General features: G+C 70.2%; 14 protein-coding genes and 2 pseudogenes. 6 read left to right on the top strand and 10 right to left on the bottom strand.

Translation table 11 applies throughout. From position 1 onward, the window contains the following. Window positions 1-111 precede the first annotated feature (111 nt). Entirely contained in the window at window positions 112-729 is a 618-nt protein-coding gene (locus SACAZDRAFT_RS17965; protein WP_005444056.1) for a hypothetical protein, read from the top strand. 31 nt (window positions 730-760) lie between these two features. On the opposite strand, the gene SACAZDRAFT_RS17960 is transcribed toward SACAZDRAFT_RS17965, so the two are convergent. From SACAZDRAFT_RS17960 to SACAZDRAFT_RS17945, 4 genes are all read right to left on the bottom strand, one after another. After that, a complete protein-coding gene (locus SACAZDRAFT_RS17960) occupies window positions 761-1261 on the bottom strand; it encodes a GNAT family N-acetyltransferase (RefSeq protein ID WP_005444055.1) in 501 nt (166 codons plus the stop codon). Between the two features lie 98 nt (window positions 1262-1359). Beyond that, a complete protein-coding gene (ligA, locus tag SACAZDRAFT_RS17955) occupies window positions 1360-3531 on the bottom strand; it encodes an NAD-dependent DNA ligase LigA (protein WP_408638070.1) in 2172 nt (723 codons plus the stop codon). 26 nt (window positions 3532-3557) lie between these two features. After that, a complete protein-coding gene (locus SACAZDRAFT_RS17950; RefSeq protein ID WP_408638052.1) occupies window positions 3558-4274 on the bottom strand; it encodes a hypothetical protein in 717 nt (238 codons plus the stop codon). An 11-nt stretch (window positions 4275-4285) separates the two neighbouring features. Next, a complete protein-coding gene (locus SACAZDRAFT_RS17945) occupies window positions 4286-5269 on the bottom strand; it encodes a uroporphyrinogen decarboxylase/cobalamine-independent methonine synthase family protein (RefSeq protein WP_050983517.1) in 984 nt (327 codons plus the stop codon). Window positions 5270-5507: 238 nt separating this feature from the next. Between SACAZDRAFT_RS17945 and SACAZDRAFT_RS17940 the strand changes: the two genes are divergently transcribed. Both SACAZDRAFT_RS17940 and SACAZDRAFT_RS17935 read left to right on the top strand, forming a co-directional pair. Next, window positions 5508-6341 (top strand): nitrilase-related carbon-nitrogen hydrolase, encoded by an 834-nt coding sequence (locus SACAZDRAFT_RS17940; RefSeq protein WP_005444048.1) that lies wholly within the window; start codon window positions 5508-5510, stop codon window positions 6339-6341. A gap of 66 nt (window positions 6342-6407) precedes the next feature. Beyond that, entirely contained in the window at window positions 6408-7451 is a 1044-nt protein-coding gene (locus SACAZDRAFT_RS17935; RefSeq protein WP_005444047.1) for an MBL fold metallo-hydrolase, read from the top strand. Between the two features lie 135 nt (window positions 7452-7586). On the opposite strand, the pseudogene SACAZDRAFT_RS17930 reads toward SACAZDRAFT_RS17935, so the two are convergent. Then, a pseudogene (locus tag SACAZDRAFT_RS17930) lies at window positions 7587-8475 on the bottom strand (AMP-binding protein); the annotation flags it as partial. Between the two features lie 504 nt (window positions 8476-8979). Here SACAZDRAFT_RS17930 and SACAZDRAFT_RS17925 point away from each other — a divergent pair. The 3 genes from SACAZDRAFT_RS17925 (at window position 8980) to SACAZDRAFT_RS17915 (ending at window position 12132) form a co-directional block, all read left to right on the top strand. Then, window positions 8980-10023 carry a hypothetical protein gene (locus SACAZDRAFT_RS17925; protein WP_157607041.1) on the top strand — a complete coding sequence of 348 codons (1044 nt, stop codon included), beginning with the start codon at window positions 8980-8982 and terminating at the stop codon, window positions 10021-10023. Window positions 10024-10106: 83 nt separating this feature from the next. Further along, window positions 10107-11333, top strand: coding sequence for a hypothetical protein (locus SACAZDRAFT_RS17920; RefSeq protein ID WP_040927809.1), 1227 nt, complete (start codon window positions 10107-10109; stop codon window positions 11331-11333). Window positions 11334-11367: 34 nt separating this feature from the next. After that, window positions 11368-12132, top strand: coding sequence for a hypothetical protein (locus tag SACAZDRAFT_RS17915; RefSeq protein ID WP_005444044.1), 765 nt, complete (start codon window positions 11368-11370; stop codon window positions 12130-12132). Window positions 12133-12549: 417 nt separating this feature from the next. Here the strand turns inward: SACAZDRAFT_RS17915 and SACAZDRAFT_RS17910 are convergent. The 5 genes and pseudogenes from SACAZDRAFT_RS17910 to SACAZDRAFT_RS17890 form a co-directional block, all read right to left on the bottom strand. After that, window positions 12550-13191 (bottom strand): annotated as a pseudogene (locus tag SACAZDRAFT_RS17910) (AMP-binding protein); the annotation flags it as partial. Window positions 13192-13227: 36 nt separating this feature from the next. Continuing rightward, a complete protein-coding gene (locus SACAZDRAFT_RS17905; RefSeq protein WP_005444043.1) occupies window positions 13228-14010 on the bottom strand; it encodes a hypothetical protein in 783 nt (260 codons plus the stop codon). Continuing rightward, window positions 14007-15098 (bottom strand): tRNA 2-thiouridine(34) synthase MnmA, encoded by a 1092-nt coding sequence (gene mnmA, locus SACAZDRAFT_RS17900; protein ID WP_005444042.1) that lies wholly within the window; start codon window positions 15096-15098, stop codon window positions 14007-14009. Before mnmA ends, SACAZDRAFT_RS17905 begins: the two co-directional genes overlap by 4 nt. Window positions 15099-15100: 2 nt before the next feature. Further along, entirely contained in the window at window positions 15101-16306 is a 1206-nt protein-coding gene (locus SACAZDRAFT_RS17895) for a cysteine desulfurase family protein (protein WP_005444041.1), read from the bottom strand. 79 nt (window positions 16307-16385) lie between these two features. After that, window positions 16386-17045, bottom strand: a 660-nt coding sequence (locus SACAZDRAFT_RS17890; protein ID WP_005444040.1) for an MFS transporter, incomplete at its 5' end; no start/stop codon positions are given.

Here is a 17045-nt window from a genome sequence, read left to right as displayed (position 1 = left end):
GCGTACGCGTGTCCGCACCTCCCGCACGTGCGTCCGCATGCGGTGTCCACGACCGTGCGTCGGGCCACGCGGGTCGACACCCACGTCGATCACGCCCGCGGACGACCTGACATGCCGGGACCCACCCGTGACGGCGACCGCGCGCACCATGTCCAACAGCGACTCACGGTCCCCGTCCTCGCCGCGAGTGTCGTGTCGGTCCCGGCCGTCTTCCTCGCCACCACGCCCGGCACGCTCGGCGTCGTCGGCACCGTGCTGAACTGGCTGTCCCTGGCCGTCCTCGTGGGGGAATCGCTCGCGCTGCTATGGGCGAGCGGCAACCTCCGGACCTACGTCCAGCGATACCGCCCGCAGCTCATCGTGGTGGGCATCACCGTGCCGGCCGTGGTGTTCGTCGTCGGGCCCGTCCAGGTCCTGCGACTACTGCTCGCCGCCGGGACGTTCCGGATCCTGCGGGTACGGCGGATCCTGCGCGCGGGCCGGGTCGTCGTGCACCGGACGGGATTGGACGGTCGACTCGGCCGCTGGGTCCTCGCCGCGGCCACGGTCCTCGCGTTGTCCTTCTCCGCCGTGGTGTTGGCGGACCCGGAGTCGCGCAGCAGACGGCTTCTCGATCACGTCGTCGACGCGTTGGGTGTCGACGGAGCGGCGCTGCTCGCGCTCGGCGTGGCGACCGTCGGACTGTGCGTGACCGTGCTCGTCCGTCGCGACACCCGCGACTGGCCGTGACCGCCCGGGGTTCGCAGTCCTTCGCTCGGCGTCACAGCTCCTTCGTGAACGCCACCAGCAGCAGTCCCCCGTCGGTGTACCAGTCGCGTGCGGGAACGCGCTGAAACCCGAGCCGCTCGTACAGCCGGTGCGCGGTGGTCATGATGTCGAGGCTGCACAGGACCATGCGGGTCGCCCCGCGTTCGGCGGCGAGGTCGAGCGCCGCACGCGTCAACGCCTCCCCGACGCCACGCCTCCGCGCGTGCGGAGCCACGGCCACCATGCGGAGCTCGGCCTCGCCGTCGCCGCACATCTCGGCCAGCACCGACCCGGGCTCCACGAGCGTGGCGGTGCCCACCAGGTCCCCGTCAGCGGCGACGGCCACGAGGAGTGTCCCGTGCTCCGCGCGCCGGGCGGCGTCCCGCAACGATCGCGTGTAGGCCTTGCCGTCGGCGTCGTCGAGATAGCCGTTCGCGCGATACGCGGCGACGGTCAACTCCCCGGCGGCGGACCACTCCTCCGGGCGAGCCGGGCGCACGACGATGTCACTCACGACGGTGATCTCCTCCCTGAGAGACGGTAACGCGTACGGGAACGACGAACACGCGTACGTGAACCGCGGACACGCGTACGCCAGACGCGGACACGCTGTTACTCGGTGGCGTCGGCGCGTTCTGCCACGTCCAGGGCCGCCTCGGGGCCTTGCTCCAGCAGGACGCGGAAGCCGTCCTCGTCCAGCACCGGGACCTTGAGCTGCACGGCCTTGTCGTACTTCGAGCCCGGCGCGTCGCCCACCACCACGAACGCGGTCTTCTTCGACACCGAACCCGCGGCCTTGCCGCCACGCGCCATGATGGCTTCCTTGGCCTCGTCGCGGGAGAACTCCGCGAGCGACCCGGTGACCACGATGGACAGGCCCTCCAGGTTCCGCGGCACGGACGCGTCGCGTTCGGCCTCCATCCGCACGCCCGCGCGCCGCCACTTCTCCACGATCTCGCGGTGCCAGTCGACGGCGAACCACTCCCGCACGGCGCGCGCGATGGTGGGGCCGACACCGTCGACCTCGGCGAGCCGTTCCTCGTCGGCCGCGTCGATGGCGTCGATCGACCCGAACTCCCGGGCGAGCGCCTGCGCCGCCGTGGGACCGACGTGCCGGATCGAGAGCGCCACCAGGACCTTCCACAGCGGACGGTCCTTCGCGGAGTCGAGGTTGTCGAGCAGCCGCCTGCCGTTGGCGGACAGCGTGCCCGCCTTGGTGACGAAGAGGTCGACGCGCAGCAGCTTCTCCTCGTCGAGGTCGAACACGTCGCCCTCGTCGGTGATCACTCCGGCCGTGAGCAGCGCGCTCGCCGCCTCGTACCCGAGCACCTCGATGTCGAACGCGCCCCGGCCCGCCAGGTGGAACAACCGCTCACGCAACTGCGCGGGACACGACCGCGCGTTGGGGCAGCGGATGTCGACGTCGCCTTCCTTCTGGTGGCGCAACGCGGTGCCGCACTCGGGACAGTGGGTGGGCATGACGAACTCGCGCTCGTCGCCGGTGCGCACGTCGACCACGGGGCCGAGCACCTCGGGGATGACGTCGCCCGCCTTGCGAATCACCACGCGGTCGCCGATGAGGACGCCCTTGCGCTTGACCTCCTCGGCGTTGTGCAGGGTCGCCATCGACACCGTGGATCCGGCGACCTTCACCGGCTCCATGACGGCGTACGGCGTGACCCGGCCGGTGCGCCCGACGTTGACGCGGATGTCGAGCAACGTCGTGTTGGCCTCCTCGGGCGCGTACTTGTAGGCGATCGCCCAGCGCGGGGCCCGCGAGGTGGTGCCGAGTCGCCGCTGGAGCGACACGTCGTCGACCTTGAGCACCACGCCGTCGATCTCGTGGGAGGCGTCGTGCCGGTGTTCACCCCAGTAGCGGATGTGCTCGAAGAGCTCCTCGCGCGAGTCGATCACCTTGCTGTACGGCGACACGGGCAGCCCCCACGCCGCCAGCGCGTCGTAGGCCTCGGACTGGCGCGCGGGGTCGAACCCGTCGCGCTTGCCGAGCCCGTGGCAGATGAGCCGGAGCGGCCTGGTGCGGGTGACCTTGGGGTCCTTCTGCCGCAGGGATCCCGCGGCGGCGTTGCGCGGGTTCGCGAACGGCGACTTGCCCGCCTCGACGAGCTGGGCGTTGAGCTCAGCGAACTCCTCCAGACGGAAGTACACCTCACCCCGCACCTCCACGAGCCGCGGCACCGGGAACTCGTCGGTGGACGTGAGCCGGTCGGGGACGTCCTGGATCGTGCGGACGTTGAGGGTGACGTCCTCCCCCGTGCGGCCGTCACCGCGGGTCAGGGCCCGGGTGAGCCTGCCGTCCTCGTAGAGCAGGTTGACGGCGAGCCCGTCGACCTTGAGCTCGCAGAGGTAGCGGGTGCTGCCGCCGATCTCCCGTTCGACGCGGTCGAGCCACGCCGTGAGCTCCTCGGTCTCGAACGCGTTGTCGAGGCTGAGCATGCGTTCGAGGTGGTCGACGGCGTTGAACTCGGTGGAGAACGTACCGCCGACCTGCTGGGTCGGGGAGTCGGGAGAGGACAACGCCGGATACTCGGCTTCGAGGTCCTCCAGCTCGCGCATCAGCCGGTCGAACTCGGCGTCGGAGACCGTGGGCGCGTCCAGGACGTAGTAGCGGAACTGGTGGCCGCGGACCTCCTCCACCAGCGCGGCGTGCCTGTCCCGCACGTCGGCGGGCACGTCGGTGATGTCGGTCGCGTCCTGCTCGCGGGTGGCGCCGGGGTCGCGCTCCGCGACGGCGCCCGACTCCGCCGGCTCCTCGTTGGTCGCCAGGTCCTCAGTGCTCACAGTGGAAGAGCCTAGTCAGCGCCACCGACATTGCCGGGCAGACCGAGCACGAGGGCGCGCAGTTCACCGAGGCTGATGGTGCCCTCGGGCGGTGCGACCGCGGTCTCGACGCGACGCAGGCGTTGCGCCGCCACCCGCTCACCGAGTGTGGCCTCCAGGGGCAGGAACGTCATCGCGGCGCGTTCGGGTTCTCCGAGGTCGGCGAAGGCCGGGTGGTGCACGGCCACGTCGACCACGCCGTCCGCGTCGTCGACCTGGGCGACCACCCGCACGTCCGCCAGCGCGATGCGGTGGGCCCCGAGGTTGACCGTCACCCCGGCCGGATCGGGCACGGGTGGCACCGAGTCGTGGAACTCCCAGATCGCGTCGTCGGGTGGCGCGGCGGCCTTCCACGCGTCGGTGTAGGGCCGCAGGGCCGGGTCCTCCCGGCCGCTGACCACGAGCGCGTACAGGGCCCGCTGGCCGCGTTCGAGGGAGAGTTGCAGGTCCGGGTGCACGCGGGCGACGGCGTCGCACAGCAGCGTCTCGGCCGCCCGCGGATGCCCTTCGCCGAGCGCGGCACTGAGGTCGGGCAGCACGGCGTGCCAGTGTCGCCAGAACTCCGCCGCGGCCTCCTCCGGCTTCGACGGCACCGGCGACTCGGGAAAAGGCGTGCGGGGATCGGGCGCCGATCCGGCCCCCTCACCGTCGCCGTGCCGGGTTCGCGGTCGTCGGCGGAACAGTCGCATGCCCGCCACTACTACCAGCCCTCGATCGGCTCGACGAAGGCTTTGCCCAGATCTCCGGCCAGCGACAGTGCTCGCCGTGCGCACTCCTGCGTCGCACCGGCCAGCCCGCAGACGGGGGTGGGCACGGCCCGCTCGGCCAGCGTCGTGCGCGCGAAACCCAGCCGGTCGACGAGGTCGAACGCCGGGCGGGCGAGCTCCCTCAACTCCGGCCGGGTCGCGGGAGCGGTCCCGGGAACGAGGCCCAGCAGGAACGTCACGTCGTCGTCCCAGGCCTGCCCGATCTCGTCGAGCAGCGCGCCCGGTGCGCTGCTCAGCAGGGTCGCGTCCAGCGAGATCGCGTCCGCCCCCGCGGAGTGCAGCAGCCCCACGGGCGGGCGGTGGTCGCAGCAGTGCACCAGCACGGGACCTCCCGTGGCGGCCCTGGCTCCCTCGATCACCGTGGTGAGCAGTTCGCGCGCCCGCGGTTCGGGTACGGCGGGCACGGTGCCGTAGCCGGACGGGGTGGACAACGCACCGGCGAGCACGGCCGGGAGGGTCGGTTCGTCGAGCTGCACCACGACCTGCGCGCCGATGCGGTCGGCGAGTTGTGCGACGTGCGCGGCGAGCCCTTCGACGAGCGAGTCGGTGACGTCCCGCAGCGCGCCGTGGTCGGTGAGCACCCGGTGTCCGCGCGGCAGCTCCACCTCCGCGGCGAGGGTCCAGGGCCCGGCGATCTGCGTCTTCACGACCGACGGTCGCGCCGACTCGGCCGCCTCGGTGACCGCGTCGACGTCCCAGCGCAGCAGGTCGAGGGCACGGCGGTGGTCGCGGCCCGGCCGGGTCGTGACCCGGTACCCCGACGGCACCGCCTCCACGGCCAGGTCGACGAGCAGCGCCGCCGACCGCCCGACGAGGTCCGCGCCGAGGCCCCGCGCGGGCAGCTCGGGAAGGTGCGGGAGGTCCGGCAGCTCCCCGAACACGACGGCGGCGGACTCGCTCACGTCGGCACCGGGCATCGACCCGACTCCGGTCGCCGCGCCCGGAGGCCAGAACCGCTGTGTCTTCGCTTCACCCGTCCGACCACTGCTCACGCCACCGATTGTGCCGCCGCCCGCACGCGCCGCCACCTCCGGGGTCTGCCCAGCTCACCACCCGAATCACCGGCACCGGACGGCGAGGCGTTGCCGTACCGTCGGCAGTGTTCGCTCCTTCGGGGACGGTGATGGAAAGGGACGGAAAGGGGAGGTGAAACGCATGAGAGTGGCACTGGCACAGACGGACTGCCGGCTCGGCGACGTGGAGGGCAACCTCGCCGATGCCGAACGGGTGGTCAAGGACGCGGCGGCCCAGGACGCCGATCTGGTCGTGTTTCCGGAGCTGTCACTCACCGGGTACGCGTTGGGACAGTTGGCGGACGACATCTCGCTGTGGCCCGACGACCCGCGCCTCGCCACGCTGTCGAAGCACGGCCCGGACGTCGTGATCGGGCTGTTGGAGGACGGCCGCATCCGCAGGCACAACTCGGCGCTGTACCTCTCGCAGGGCCGCCTCGTGCACAACCACCGGAAGCTGTACCTGCCGAACTACCTGATCTGGGAGGAGCGCAAGCACGCCAACCCGGGGCAGCATCTGCGCGCGTTCGACACCGAGAAGGGCCGGTTCGCGACGCTGATCTGCAACGACGCGTGGCAGCCGATGCTGCCGTGGCTGGCGGCGCAGGACGGCGCGGAGCTGTTCATCGTTCCCGCGAACAGTGCCGCGAAGCTGACGGGCGGCTCGTTCGACCCCGCCGAGTACTGGCACGACCTGCTCACGTTCACGGCCCGCATGCAGCAGTGCTGGGTGGTGTTCGTCAACCGCGTCGGCGACGAGGCGGGTGTGCGGTTCTGGGGCGGTTCGCGGGTGATCGACCCGTGGGGTTCGGCCGTGGCGACGGCGCCGTGGTGGGAGGAGTCGTTGACGGTCATCGACATCGACCTCGGGGCCGTCCGGCGGCGCAGGCGGGAGATCCCGCTGCTCGCGGACGCGCGCATGGGCCTGCTCCGGCGGGAGCTGGAACGGCTGATGCTCGAAAGCGGTGACGACTGAGCGCTCGCTCAGTGAGGTGGGTCTCACCTGACTCCCGGCTCGCGGTCGACCTGGTCTCATGGCGGAATGCAACCGCTCGACGACGGGACGCGGCCGTGGACCGAACCGGGCCTCTACTCCGTGGCTCCCGGCGTGTACCGGATTCCGCTGCCGATGCCGAACGACGGGCTGCGCGCGGTCAACGTCTACGCGCTGACCGACGGCGAGTCGCTGACGCTGGTGGACTCCGGCTGGGCGCTCGACGAGGCGCACGCCCGGCTGGCGTCCGCTCTGTCCGGCATCGGCGCGGGACTCGCGGACATCGACCGGTTCCTCATCACGCACATCCACCGCGACCACTACTCACTCGCCGTGGAGCTGCGCCGCAAGTACGGCACACCCGTCGCGCTGGGCGCGGGTGAGCGCACGACCCTCGACACCGTGTCGGAGCCCGGCCGGATGCCGATGGCCGACCAGGTCGCGTTGCTGCGGCAGGCCGGCGGCGCACCCGTGGTGGACGCGCTGGCCGCGCTGTTCAGGTCGGTGCCCGCGCAGGACGACAGCCTCTGGGAGCAGCCCGACGACTGGTTGGAACCGGGCCGGACGCCCGCCGCCGGAGGCCGCCGCTCGCTCGAAGTGGTCCACACGCCCGGGCACACGGCGGGGCACGTGGTCTTCGACGACGCCGACGCCGGGCTGCTGTTCACGGGCGACCACGTGCTCCCCCACATCACGCCGTCGATCGGCCTGCACGCCGCACCGCCGCCCCTGCCGCTGCGCGACTTCCTCGCATCGCTGGCCTCGGTGCGGGCGCGGCCCGACCGGCAAATGCTGCCCGCGCACGGGCCCGTCTCCCCCAGCGTGCACGCACGCGTGGACGAACTGCTGGACCACCACGAACGCCGGTTCGACCGGATCGCGGCCACGGTGGCCGACGGCGCGCACACCGCCTACGAGGTCGCGTCCCGGCTCACGTGGACACGACGGGCCCGGGCGCTCGACGAGCTCGACCCGTTCAACCGGATGCTCGCGGTGCTGGAGGTGGCCGCGCACCTGGACGTCCTCGTGACCCGCGAGATGTTGACCGTCGAGACCGGAGAGGACGGAGTCCGCCGCTTCGACCCGGTGTGACGACGGCCGGGATCCCCGCGTGTGCCCGCCGGGCACGTCGGGCACCGCGACATGCGCGTCGTAGCGCTCGGCCACACCGACGATCCCGACGTTCTCACCCGCACACTGCTCGCCCTCCGCTGACGAGGCGGCGCCTCACCCCACGGCGAGCCGCTGCCGCAGCTCCCGCTTGAGGATCTTGCCGGAGGCGTTGCGGGGCAGGTCGTCGACGAAGTGCACCGCCTTGGGCACCTTGAAGTTCGACAGCGCCGCCTTGGCGTGGGCGAGGAGTTCGTCGGCGCTCACGTCGCCCTTGGGCACGACGACGGCGGTGATCGCCTCGATCCACCGGTCGTCCGGCAGCCCCACGACGGCGACCTCGGCGACCCCGGGATGCGTGTAGAGAGCGTCTTCCACCTCGCGCGACGCCACGAGCACGCCCCCGGTGTTGATGACGTCCTTGATGCGGTCGACGACGTAGAGGTAGCCCTCCTCGTCGAGGCGCACCAGGTCGCCCGAGTGGAACCAGCCGTCGCGGAAGGCCTCCTCCGTCTCCTCCGGCTTGTCCCAGTAGCCGGTGGCGAGCTGCGGCGACCGGTACACGACCTCGCCGAGTTCCCCGGGCGCGACGTCGTTGCCGTCCGGGTCGACGACCCGGGCCTCCACGAACAGCACGGGCCTGCCGGCCGAGTCGGGTCGGGCGTCGTGCTCCTCGGGCCGCAGCACGGTGGCCAGCGGCGCGATCTCCGACTGTCCGAAGCAGTTGTAGAAGCCGAGCTGCGGCATCGCCTCGCGGAGCCGTTCGAGCACGGGCACCGGCATGATCGAGGCGCCGTAGTAGGCCTTGCGCAGCGTCGACAGGTCGCGCCGGGCGAAGTCGGCGTGGTTGGCCAGCGCCACCCACAGCGTGGGCGCGGCGAAGAAGGCGCCGTGCCGGTCGGCTTCGAGCCTGCGCAGGATCTCCGTGGGGTCGGGTGTCTCCAACACGGTGTTGGTGGCGCCCACGGCGAGCCACGGCATCAAAGAAAACGTGCAGCTGGGCGCTGCCTGCGATCGCGGTGAACGATCGCATCCCCGCCACGACCACCCCACACACGACACCAGCGCCACTGAACCGCTCGGTCTGCTGGAGAACTCACTCGTTGAGTGGGGATGTGGATCATAGCCGGGAAGAGGTATCACGTGCGTTCCGTGAGAGTGCGGTTGTGTTCGTGCTTAAGCAGGTAGAGCACTACTCGTCGCAGTGGGAGGCGATCGGGCAAGGAGGGAGATACAGCTGACTCACGCGGCAACCGTGAGAATGATCACAGGAAAGCGTGTACCCTCAACGCAAATGGTGGAACACTGTTCGCTTTTACTTCACTACTTTCAGTGAGAACACCTGAGGGAGGTGCTGGGGGACAGGGGCGCCGACGCGCACTCGCATGCAGCCATGCGTGCCCCCATTAGTTCGAGCCCGTGGAGGAAGTGTTGATCTTTTCAAGACCACGCTCACCGATCGCTCGAGGTTGCTGTGTTGTCAGTAGTCGCGGCTTCGACGATTACCGGCTTGCTGGTGGCAGGGGCGCCTGCCCATGCCACTCCGGTCGATGCCGCGCAGCACACGGTGCGGATCGAGCGGTTTGACGAAGCGACCCTACAGGAGGCCTCCCGCTCGGCCACCGCGCTGACATCGGCGGATTCCGAAGCGCATGGGCGAGTCAGACAGCACCTGGATGAGGCCGCTCGCAACGGACGACTCGTCGACGAGAGCCGGATACGAGTCGCCGAGGTGGCGGATCCGTACTCCGCTGATGAGACGATCACTCTCGTGTGGGACAGCCCCAAAGCACCCACCGAGTTGCTCTACTCCCGGAGAGACACTGCCAACAGTGACGCGCACAATATCGCCATCGGCCTGCAGATGGGCGGCGGCGACACCACCGGAATGCCCACCGAACGCACACGTGAGGCTCAGCCTGGCTCGGGGTACGCAGCGGTATTCGGGATCGACAACATGTACCTGGAGGACAACGGCTGCTCGACAGGCTGGTTCGCCCCGAGCTATTCGAGCGACTACGACCACAAGATCGTGTCCTGTTACGAGGCCTGGGGCTTGGACAAGACTCCAATCTTCGTCTACAACCGCTGGGCCCTGTGGACTCCGGCGCCATCAGACATCTGGGGCGTGACCGCCGAAACGGTCGACATGGAGGTTTCGGCGCGGCCGTGGACGGGCCATGAAGGGAAGATCAAGCAGTTGGCCGACTGGGCGCCTCGCCACGGCGATTCCCTCAGTACCTGTGACAGCAACCGCAATTACACCGTGGGTGGCTCTTGGGGCGGGTTATCCGGTTCGGTCACGATGCCGATCAACATCTGCGACAAATACTGGCTCAACATCAACGCTGGCATCGGCACCCAAAACCGGATGACGATCGACTTCGACGGTGTACGTGACGGACAGATGTACATGGACATCGCAGGCAAGTACGACGCGGTGGATCAGTACGTTCTGCCGTTCTGGGCGGACCGCAACTACATGCAGGTTCGAGTGTGCACACCGACCATGTGCAACACCGAGGCGTGGGCAAAGGCTGACAGCGGATGGTGAGAAGTTCTCTTACGAGGACTACCCGGAATACGCGGACGCCGTGGCGGTGCCATGGCGTCCGCGCCGTCCTCGGAACCCTGGTCTTGCTGGCAGCCACAAGCGTTACCGCGTGTACGACGGACAACGGCGAACCCGCACCCATCCCGACACAGGAAGCGGCTCTCGACGGGCTGACCTGCGAAGCGCAGAAGACCAAGGAACCCTGCACGGACATCGAGGTCGACGGGCGCATCTGGCGCTACGCCTACCTGCCCGCCACTCAGAAGACGTCCGACACCGTCGTGCTCGACTTCGGCGGACCTGGTCATTCCGTGCTTTCAGGCGAAGTGGGTCTTAGCGCATTCCTCACGGCCTTCCCGGCCCTGCAAAGTCGGTACAACATCGTGGTGCCGGAAGAACCCTGGGTCACCCAGGCCGTGTCGACCGAATGCCAGGACGCGCAGAGCAGGTACTACCTCGCCGCCCGCGAGGCATCCGCGACCGTCGACACCGTCGCCAAGGACATGGCCAGCCGCTGTGGCCTGGCGGACTCGTCCCAGCGGTGGGGCTTCGACGCACCGACCTACCAAAAGCTCATCGAGACGATCAACGCGCGCCATGGGCTCACTTTGAAGGGCTTCATCGGTCACTCCTGGGGCTCGGTGCGCCTGACATACCTTGATGCACCGAAGTTGGACTGGGCCATCCTGGTACGGCCGTTCCCGGTCGGTACCGACCAAGCCACGCTCATTGCCGAACGTGCCGTCGCACTGGCCGATCTGCAAGCGGGCATCCGCCCGGTCAGTCCTACTGCCGTCGCCGGCAGGTCTCTGCCAGTGATGGCCTTCGACCAGTACTCGGCGGTGGTCGACCTCGGCTACATCAATGACCAGTCCTTCGATGAGATCTCGCCACACGTCCTCGACGGAACCGACACTGTCCAAATCGGCCGTTTGTCCGACGGCCTGTGGATGCGGTACGGACGCGACTCGATCTCGCCGGGTAGCCTCGCTCAGCTGCAAGAGACCTGCGCGAGCGCTGGGGAAGTTCCAGCCCTTCCCACAGAGGTCACCTCAGTGACCGACATACTCAGGCTCAGGCAGGCTCCTTGTCACGCCATGCCAGCCACGCCAGTGAAACCCGAGTTCGCTCCGTCGATGTGCGTGGTGACATCGCCAAGGGACACCGTGACGCCTGGCAAGCTCGTCCGATCGACTTACGCCGACACGTCCACCCGGGTTCGGTTCGTAGAATCCACGCAGCGATCACACTCCTCGTTCGCCGGGCTGGACGAGTGTCTGACCGAGTACACAGATCCGGCCACCCCGTGAACGTTTCCCAAATCCCTGCCACCGTGGAGATCCGATGCAGCCCGACTACTCGACACTCATCACGCAGGGGTTGATCACCCTCGTCCCGGCCGCGGGTCTCGTCCTCACACTGCTGGCAGCCAGGAAGCTGACGCGACCCACGGTGTGGTTGGTCGGCACCGGGAGCGTCATCCTGGTCACCACGAACCTCCTGTGGCTCCTCTGGGGCGCCGGTTTCGTCCTTCCGACTCAGCCCTCCCGGCATGTCCTCGGCAAGCTCTACGAAGCAGGAATGCAACTTCTGCCGCTGGCCGAGGCAGTTGGACTAGCCGTGCTGATCGGCGCGGCCCTTCGCAACAGAGAACGGCCGCCCGCCGCCAAGCCCGAGCTCGACGGGTCAGAATCGGAACGGAAGTCCAAGTCACCGTTCTTCCGCAAAACCATCACCATGCCGGCATGGGTAATCATCAGCGTCGCGGCTGCCGGTGTGGGTAGCGCGGTGGCGATCGCTGCCGTCATCCCGACCGACGATGCGCTTCCTCGCCTGGTCCGAGGAGCCGTGGTGTCGCATTCCGACGACGGAACGAGCTTTGTGTTCGTCGAAGATGGCACCGACGGCCCCCCTCAGACTTACCCACTCCACAGTAGGTTTTGGATCGATCACACCGGCGCCCAGCGCAATGACGGCAAGCCGGCGTGCCTGCAACCCGACATCACGACACCCCGCCGCGCGGAGCTCGCGATCCTCGATATCAAAGGCAGCCGCGACCACAACTTCGGTGACTTCCCCTACCTGCTCTCCATACACTGTTTGGAATAACTTTCTTCTTTTGACTCGGTGGGAACCGCGACAGTCACAGGACCATTCCACGACTTCGGCAGCAGTGCCAGCTGTCGACGACCGGATCAACAGCCTCTACGCCCTTGCTGTTGATCCGGTCCGGCGGCGGTGTCAGCAACTCACCTGTATCACGGCAGCCGTCGCCTATGACCGCGGCAAGGACCACCAACTCCACAGCCAAGCCGACGCCAACCGCAACATCCGCCCACCTGTGGAAGCCGCCGTGTCCCTCGCCGCAGACTGGGACATACTGCCGGTATATGGCCGCCGCTACCTGCTACGGCACCTCATCGCCCAGATGACAGTCTCCCACCCGACCTGGACGCGCCCGGTGTCCGGACCTCGCGTTAGAGCTGGAAACCGCCTGGGTCAGGTATGTGCTTTGGTGTGACAATCATGCAGCTGAGCGCTGTGGTAGAGCGGCATGACGTGCAGCGGCGCGTCGTCGGCGGTGAGGTCGAGACCCGCGATGCACGACAGGTACTCGTGCACCAGCGCCCGGTGGGTCATCATCGCGCCCTTGGGCCGGGACGTGGTGCCAGAGGTGTAGAGCAGCTGGGCGAGGTCGGTGTCGGACACCTCGACGTCCAGCTCGGGAAGCTCGCCCTCGCGGGCGGCGTCGAGGAGGCTGCCGTCGGCGTCGCGCAGCGCCAGCACGTGCTCCGGTGCTGTCGTGGCGGCAGCCAGCTGCTCGGCGAGGGCGGGATCGGTGAGCACCGCCCGGCTGCGGGACTGCTCCACCAGGTAGGCCAGCTCCTCGCCGGTGAGGTTGTAGTTCACGGGCACGTGCACGAGACCCGCCCGCGCGCACGCGAGGAACCCGATCAGAAAGGCGTCGGAGTTCCTGCCGTAGGCGGCCACGCGGTCGCCGTGCTCCAGCCCGAGACCGAGCAGGTGCGCGGCGGCGCGGGTCACGGCCGTGTCCAGCTCCGCGTACGTCCACTCCCGACTCTCGAACCGCACGGCGAGACGGTCGGGATGGCGGGCCGCACTACGGCGCAGGAGGTCGGCAATGGTGCTGGAGCGGACAGGCGTCATCGGCGTCCTCCGGTCGGGCGAAGAGTGTGCCCGTCATTACACGTGACGCAGCCGGGGATGTCGAGAGGCGATCGCCGCGAGCACCAGCACCACGGCCGCCACCACACCCGGCAGTACCGGGTCGGACGACCAGGCCGGCACGAGGCCCGCCACCGCAGCGGCCACGGCGACCAGCGGGCTCCGCACGAACCACGCGAGCGTGGCCCCGGCGACCAAAAGCACGACGGTGCCCGTGGGGAGCACGTCCGACAGCGCGGCCACGGCGATCGACACCGTCAACGCCGCGCACGCCGCCACACCGAGCCAGCGGCCACGCCCCTGCCCCCAGCGCGCCCAGGCACCCGCCATGCCCGCGAGCCCGGCGAGCAGTCCCGGCACCGTGGCACCGATGCCGTCGTCGGTCGCTCCCACGACCATCGACGCGATGCCGAGCGCGAACACGGCAGGCGCGACGAGCGCCACCGTCACCACCCGCCACCAGGGCCGGTCCCCGCGGTACCACGCCAGCAGCACGAGAAAACACACCGCCGCCGCGCACCACCAGTACTCGTCGGAGGAGCCGGACCGCAGCACCGAGTACTCGGCGGCCGACAGCGTCTGAAGACCGGCACCGTCCGTGGAGTAGGCAGTGCTGGGCAGGAAGCCTTGCCCCGAATACGGTCCGGACACCGGCGTGTAGGCGAACCAGCCGAAGTCCTCGCGCGGGCCGGTCGGCACCACGAGGGAGGGCGCGAGAAGTGTCTCGACCACACCGCCCAGCACCGCGAGAGCCAGCACCGCCAGCGGCAGCCACACGCCGCGCCGGGCGGCGGACCTCATGCCGTGGCGGCGATCTTCGCGCTGCCCAGCACCACGTCGCCGCCGTCGGCGTCCGGCCGGTACAGCACCACGACCTGCCCGGGCGCGACCCCACGCAGCGTGTCCCGCAGTTCCACGACCACCCGGCCGTCGACGACCTCGGCCACCGCCGGAGCGGTGCTGCCGTGCGCCCGCACCTGCGCGACGCACTCGGTGGGGCCGGGAAGCGGGGTCTCGCTCGGCCAGATCGGCCGATCCGCCTCGATGCGGCTCACCGCGAGGTCACCCGCCGAGCCGACCTTCACGGTGCCGGACACGGGTTCGAGCGACAGCACGTACCGCGGCCTGCCGTCGGGCGCGGGGGCGTCGATGCCGAGGCCCTTGCGCTGGCCCACGGTGAACCCGTGCACGCCCGTGTGCCTGCCCAGCACCGCGCCGGTCTCGGCGTCGACGAGATCGCCGGGACGCTGACCGAGCCGCTTTTCGAGGAACGACTTCGTGTCGCCGTCCGGGATGAAGCAGATATCGTGGCTGTCGGGCTTGTGCGCCACGGGCAGGCCGCGCCGCTCCGCCTCGTCGCGGACGTCGGACTTCACCGAGTCGCCGAGCGGGAACATCGCGTGGCGCAACTGTTCCGGCGTGAGCGACGCGAGCACGTAGGACTGGTCCTTGCCCTCGTCGGCGCTGCGGCGCAACTCCGGCACACCGTCCACGACGGACAGCCGCGCGTAGTGTCCGGTGCAGACGGCGTCGAAGCCCAGCGCCACGGCCTTCTCCAGCAACGCCTCGAACTTGATCTTCTCGTTGCAGGTCACGCACGGGTTCGGCGTGCGGCCCGCGGCGTACTCGCCGACGAAGGTCTCCACGACCTCCTCGGTGAACCGCTCGGCGAAGTCCCAGACGTAGAAGGGGATGCCGAGGATGTCGGCGGCCCTGCGGGCGTCGTGGGCGTCCTCGATCGTGCAGCAGCCCCGCGACCCCGTCCGCAGCGTGCCGGGCTTCGCCGACAGCGCCAGGTGGACCCCGACCACGTCGTGCCCGGCCTCCACGGCCCGCGCGGCGGCGACCGCCGAGTCCACTCCCCCGCTCATCGCGGCCAGTACCCGCACCGCTACACCTCCTGATCGCTTCGCGTTCTGCGCATGCCGGACAACCCCGCCTGGCGGGCCCTGGCCACCACCCCGCCGATCTCGGCCGCGAGCGCGTCGACGTCGGCCTCTGTCGACGTGTGTCCGAGGGAGAACCGCAACGAGCTGCGCGCCGACGCGGCGTCGGCCCCCATCGCGAGCAGCACGTGGCTCGGCTCCGCCACACCCGCCGTGCACGCCGACCCCGTGGAGCACTCGATGCCCTTCGCGTCGAGCAACATCAGCAGGCTGTCACCGGCACAGCCGGGGAAGGTGAGGTGCACGATCCCGGGCAGCCGGTCGGCCGCGTCCTGCGGCGGACCGTTGAGCACGACGTCGGGCACCTCGGCGCGCACGGCGGCCACGAGGTCGTCGCGGAGTTTCACGAGCCGGGCGGCGTGGTCGGGCCTGCGCTCGACGGCCAGGCTCACGGCGGTGGCGAGCGCGTGGATGCCGGGCACGTCCAGCGTGCCCGACCGCACCTCGCGTTCCTGCCCGCCGCCGTGCAGGAGCGGCGTGGCCTGCGTGTCGCGCCGCAGCAGCAGCACCCCGACCCCGTAGGGTCCGCCGAGCTTGTGGCCCGTGAGGGTGAGCGCGGCGGCGCCGCTCGCGGCGAAGTCCACCTCCACCGTGCTCATGGCCTGCACGGCGTCGGTGTGCAGGGGAACCCCGTACTCCGCGCACACGGCCGCCAGCTCCGGCACCGGATTCACCGTGCCGACCTCGTTGTTCGCCCACATCACGGTGGCCAGCGCCACGGCGTCGGGGTCGTCCTCGACAGCGGCGCGCAGCGCGTCCGGCCGCACGCGGCCGTGCTGGTCGACCTCCAGCCACGTCACCTCGGCACCCTCGTGGTCGGCCAGCCACTGCACGGCGTCGAGCACCGCATGGTGTTCGACGGCGCTCGCGAGCACGCGGCGGCGCCGCGGGTCGCTTCGGCGCCGGGCCCAGAAGATGCCCTTGACGGCGAGGTTGTCGCTCTCGGTTCCCCCCGCCGTGAACAGCACCTCCGACGGGCGCGCACCGACGGCCTCGGCGATCGCCTCCCTCGCCTCCTCGACCGTCCGGCGAGCCCGGCGGCCCGAGGAGTGCAGCGACGAGGCGTTGCCCAGCGTGGACAGCGCGTCGGTCATGGCCGCGAGGGCCTCCGGCACCATCGGCGTGGTGGCCGCGTGGTCGAGGTACGTCATCACCGACAAGGGTAGTCGCGTGCCACGACCCCGATGACGGCACTGGCCGGGCACGGGTCGGCACCGGCCGGACCCGGCGTCAGGCCCGCTCGGGCCCGGTTCCGTCGATCCCCTCCACGCGCAGCCCTCGTCCGGCGAGGACGACGCCCAGCACCGCCACCAGGGCGAGTGCCAGGGCCAGCGTGGTGACGGCGCCGGACGGGTCGCTCGCGCCACCGGCGAGGACGGCGAGCAAGGCACCGCCCGCACCGATCGTCAGCGCGGAGGAGATCCAGTCGCCGAGTTGCATGGCGGAGGTGTTGAAGCCCCGTTCCGCCACCGGCGACAGGCGCATCAAGAGCACCGAGATCGACGGCGTAGCGATCCCCATGCCTGCTCCCCCGCAGGCCGAGGCGGCGAACGCCACCCACGCCGGCGCCCCACCCCATGCCACGAGCGAGAACAGCGCGAGCCCGGCCGCCACGAGCCCGAAGCCCGCCCGCAGCAGAGCGGCCCTGCTCCAGTCCGGTTTCCTGCCCTGGACGGCCGACCCCGCCGACCAGCTCAACGCCGCCACGGTCAGCGGCAGCCCGGCGACGGCGGCGTTGTGGCCGTGGACCTGCGACATGATCAGCGGCAGGTACGCCTCCATCCCCGCGAACGCGCCGCCGAGCAGGGCGCGGCTCGCGACCACGGTCGGCAGTCCGGGGCGCGCACGGAGCGTGCCGTGGGGCAGCAGCGTCCGCAGCGCCACCGCGGC

Source organism: Saccharomonospora azurea NA-128, assembly GCF_000231055.2.
Classification (GTDB): domain Bacteria; phylum Actinomycetota; class Actinomycetes; order Mycobacteriales; family Pseudonocardiaceae; genus Saccharomonospora; species Saccharomonospora azurea.
Note: the sequence above shows the minus strand (reverse complement) of the source record. Positions and strands in the feature narration are given on the sequence as shown.